This is a genomic window from Streptomyces sp. P17 (genome assembly GCF_032436805.1).
Classification (GTDB): Bacteria; Actinomycetota; Actinomycetes; order Streptomycetales; family Streptomycetaceae; genus Streptomyces.
This window is the reverse complement of the sequence record NZ_JAVRBF010000145.1, coordinates 1-3,508: the sequence shown is the minus strand read 5'-3', so window position 1 is coordinate 3,508 and position 3,508 is coordinate 1. Positions and strand designations below refer to the sequence as shown.

Here is a 3,508-nt window from a genome sequence, read left to right as displayed (position 1 = left end):
TTTGTGATGAGCGTCAACAACGGCGGGAGCTGTGGACGGCACTTCGGCCCAGCATCCCGACCACTCCCAACCCAGACCATCAAGCGCGGCGACCCACTGGCAACCTTCACAGGCGCTGGCTTCCACCACGGACTCGTTATCCCCTTCCGGCGCGGCTCTCGACCCTACCCCGCCGTCGCCGACCCGCTATCCACGATGGCGACACGAGACCAGCACGGCGTCCTGACGCCGGCGATCAACGTCGAGGACTGCTACTTCCGCATGCTGAAGCCACGGGAGGCAGCCAACGCCCAAGCCTTCCCGAGGCACTACATCATCCACGGCAATCAGGGTGAACAGCAGATGCAGGCCGGGAACGCCGTGGCCGTCAACGTGGCCCACTGGCTGGGTCTCTGTGGCGCACAAGCGCTGGGGGCAGCGGCATGACCACCGCCACCTACGAGTTCGAGCTGCCCCGCGCACTCATCGTGACCGCCAATGACCGCAAACACTGGGCGCGGCAGGCCAGCCTCGTGCGCAACCTCCGCCAGATGGCGGCTGTCACGCAGGGCCACGACCCGCACCAGATGCAGCGCGCCCACCTGACCGTGCACGTCGCCTACCCCGACCGCAGGCGGCGAGACGCCCACAACCTCAACCCGACCATCAAGGCGCTCGTGGATGGTCTCGTGAGCGGCTGCGGCTGGCGTCCGCACGGCTGGGTGCCGCTCCTGCCCGACGACGACGACACCCACCTCATCGGCCCCGACTGGCGACCGCAGGCCGAGCGGTGCAAACCGGGGCACGTCCGGCTGACGCTCATCTTCCAGGAGGTGGACGGATGAAACCCCCCATGCCCTACATCATCAGCGTCGCACACCCCGGCCACGCGATCCTGCGCCGCCTCCGCGACCTGTACGACCAGCTACCCAGAGAGGGGTCCGATCGTGGCTGACCTGCAACCCCTCGTGAGGCTCCGCCCCGACAGGCGAGTCCCCGTTCCGCCAGAACACTGTCCGGGCAAGACGCAAGCCGATCGGCAGACCGTGCCCCACCGGATCGCCGTACACGAAACGACCGAGAGAGGGGCCGATCATGGCTGATCTAGCCATCGTCGTCGGCGATGTCCGCGACCGCCGCGACCCCGCCCCGGCAGCCTGCTCCGCCCTCCACATCCTCACCGGCGCGATGGGACTAGACGACCACCGCCAACCCATCACCCCACGACACCTGTACCGACACGGCCGCTGCACCCACTGCGGCCAGAGAGAGGACCAATCATGAGCACCAACACCATCACCATCTGCGGCAACCTGACGGACGCGCCCGAGGTCCGCTTCACTCAGGCCGGGGCCGCCGTCGCCACCATGACGGTCGCCCACAATCACCGCCGCTACGACAAGAAGACCGGCGAATGGATCGACGGCGACACCACATTCCTGCGCTGCACCGTCTGGCGCGACATGGCCGAGCACGCCGCCGACACCCTCCGCAGGGGCATGCGGGTCATCGTGACCGGTGAGCTCCAGTCGCGCACCTACGAGGACAAGGAGGGTCAGCGCCGCACCACCTTCGAGCTGTCCGTGGACGACATCGGACCCTCGCTGCGCACCCAGACCGCCATCGTCAACCGCAGCCAACGCGGGCAGGCGACGCAGGTACCGCAGCCCCAGGATGACCCGTGGGCGAGCCAGACCGGAGAGGCACCATTCTGATGCTCACCGCCGTTGACTTTTTCTGCGCCGACGAGCAGACCGAGATCCTGACCGTTCACGGTTGGCGACTGCATGACGAGGTTGAGGTCGGTGACTTGGTCGCCAGTCTGAATGTCGAAACCGGCATCGCTGGGTTTGCCCCCGTCGAGCAGGTTCACCGATTCGACGCGACCGACGAGCGCATGCTCAGAATCCACGGGAAAGGCATCTCGGCGCTCGTTACGGCCGACCACCGGTGGCCCACCTGGGAGCGTAATAGGCGCGGCGGCAGCGCCACGATGCGGTGGCGCACAACCAGGGACCTCACGTCGGAGTCCATGGTCAAGCGCTCAGCCCCGTTCAACCTGCCGAAAGCCTCCGGTGTCCGCAACGAACTGGTGGAGTTGGTCGGATGGGCATGGACCGAGGGTAACTTCCGCGCCCATGGACGGCTACACATCTATCAGTCGCGTAGCCACAACCCGGACAACTGCCGGCGGATCACTGCGGCACTCACCGCCCTATATGGGCCCCCAGGACGCCGCACCGATGGCCGCGCCTACTGGACGGTGAGCGACTGGGGAGACCAGCGCTGCTGGAGGCTGAACCGCGCTGCCGCCGCGCCAGTTGCGGGTGCACTCGTCAACAAGGCCCCTGCTCACGAGTGGATGCTATGCCTCACACAGGCGCAACTCGACCTTCTTATCGAGGTCTCGATGCTGGCGGACGGGACTCGTCGCGTTCGTGACCTGACCCATGAGGCGACTCTGACCCAAGGTGACCCGGATCGGTGCGATGCGTTCCAGTTCGCCGCCATCCTGGCCGGGCACTCCACGTCAGTGCGCACGTGGCACCAGCGGTATCGCGGGACCGAAGTGCCAATGTGGACGGTAGCCCTCATGGGCCGCGACACCGCGAAACCCCTGCGCCAGAACCGGGTGGAGTGGGTCGACCACACGGGCGTCGTTTGGTGCCCCACAGTCGAGCACGGGACGTGGCTGTGTCGTCGCGACGGAAGGGTTCACTGGACCGGCAACTGCGGGATGGGTGGCAGCTCCATCGGCCTCCGCAGCGCCGGATACGACATTAAGGTCGCCGCCAACCACTGGCAGCGAGCGATCGAAACCCACTCCGCCAACCACCCCGACACTGAGCACTTGTGCGCCGACATCTCCGCGATCGACCTGCGCTACCTGCCACGCACCGACGTTCTGTGGGCAAGCCCCATCTGCACCGAGGTATCACCGGCCGGTGGACACCGCAAACGGACGCGACAACTCGACCTGTTCGAGGAACACGGCCACGTCCCCACCGAGGCGTTCGAGCGGACCCGCGTCACATTCTGGGAGGTGATCCGCGCCGCCGAACTCTTCCGCTACCCGCTCGTCATGATCGAGAATGTCGTGGAGGCAGCCCAGTGGGAGTTGTTCGATACATGGCTGGCGGGCATGACCACCCTCGGCTACACCGCCCAGTTCGTCTCCGTCTCCGCAGCTCACATCGGCTCCGACACCAACCCGCCCGCACCGCAGTGGCGAGACCGTATGTACATCGTCTTCAACCGCAAGGGCGTGCCCGCCCCCGACGTGCGGCCGCGACCGCTGGCCTGGTGCGAGAAGTGCGGCACGGACGTGGCAGCCATGCAGTGGTGGAAGCGGCCCGGACGCCACATCGGCAAGTACGACCGCCAGTACATCTACGTCTGCCCCGAGGGCGATCACGGCAGGGTCGAGCCCTACGTCAGGCCCGCCGCATCCGCGATCGACTGGACCGACGTCGGCACGAGGATCGGCGACCGCCCCCGACCGCTGGCAGCGTCCACGATGCGCCGAGTC

4 protein-coding genes are annotated in these 3,508 nt (G+C 67.0%); all 4 read left to right on the top strand.

Translation table 11 applies throughout. The features are described 5' to 3' along the window. The coding region (locus tag RMT89_RS39810; RefSeq protein ID WP_315888635.1) for a DNA cytosine methyltransferase at nucleotides 1–426 on the top strand (426 nt) is incomplete at its 5' end. Further along, nucleotides 423–824, top strand: coding sequence for a hypothetical protein (locus RMT89_RS39805; RefSeq protein ID WP_315888634.1), 402 nt, complete (start codon nucleotides 423–425; stop codon nucleotides 822–824). The genes RMT89_RS39810 and RMT89_RS39805, both read left to right, overlap by 4 nt. Nucleotides 825–1,259: 435 nt before the next feature. Further along, nucleotides 1,260–1,694 carry a single-stranded DNA-binding protein gene (ssb, locus tag RMT89_RS39800; RefSeq protein ID WP_315888633.1) on the top strand — a complete coding sequence of 145 codons (435 nt, stop codon included), beginning with the start codon at nucleotides 1,260–1,262 and terminating at the stop codon, nucleotides 1,692–1,694. Beyond that, the coding region (locus RMT89_RS39795; protein ID WP_315888632.1) for a DNA cytosine methyltransferase at nucleotides 1,661–3,508 on the top strand (1,848 nt) is incomplete at its 3' end. The genes ssb and RMT89_RS39795, both read left to right, overlap by 34 nt.

Coding starts and splice junctions, on each gene's coding strand:
- ssb (WP_315888633.1), top strand. CDS start 1,260: ATGAGCACCAACACCATCACCATCTGCGGCAACCTGACGGACGCGCCC.
- RMT89_RS39805 (WP_315888634.1), top strand. CDS start 423: ATGACCACCGCCACCTACGAGTTCGAGCTGCCCCGCGCACTCATCGTG.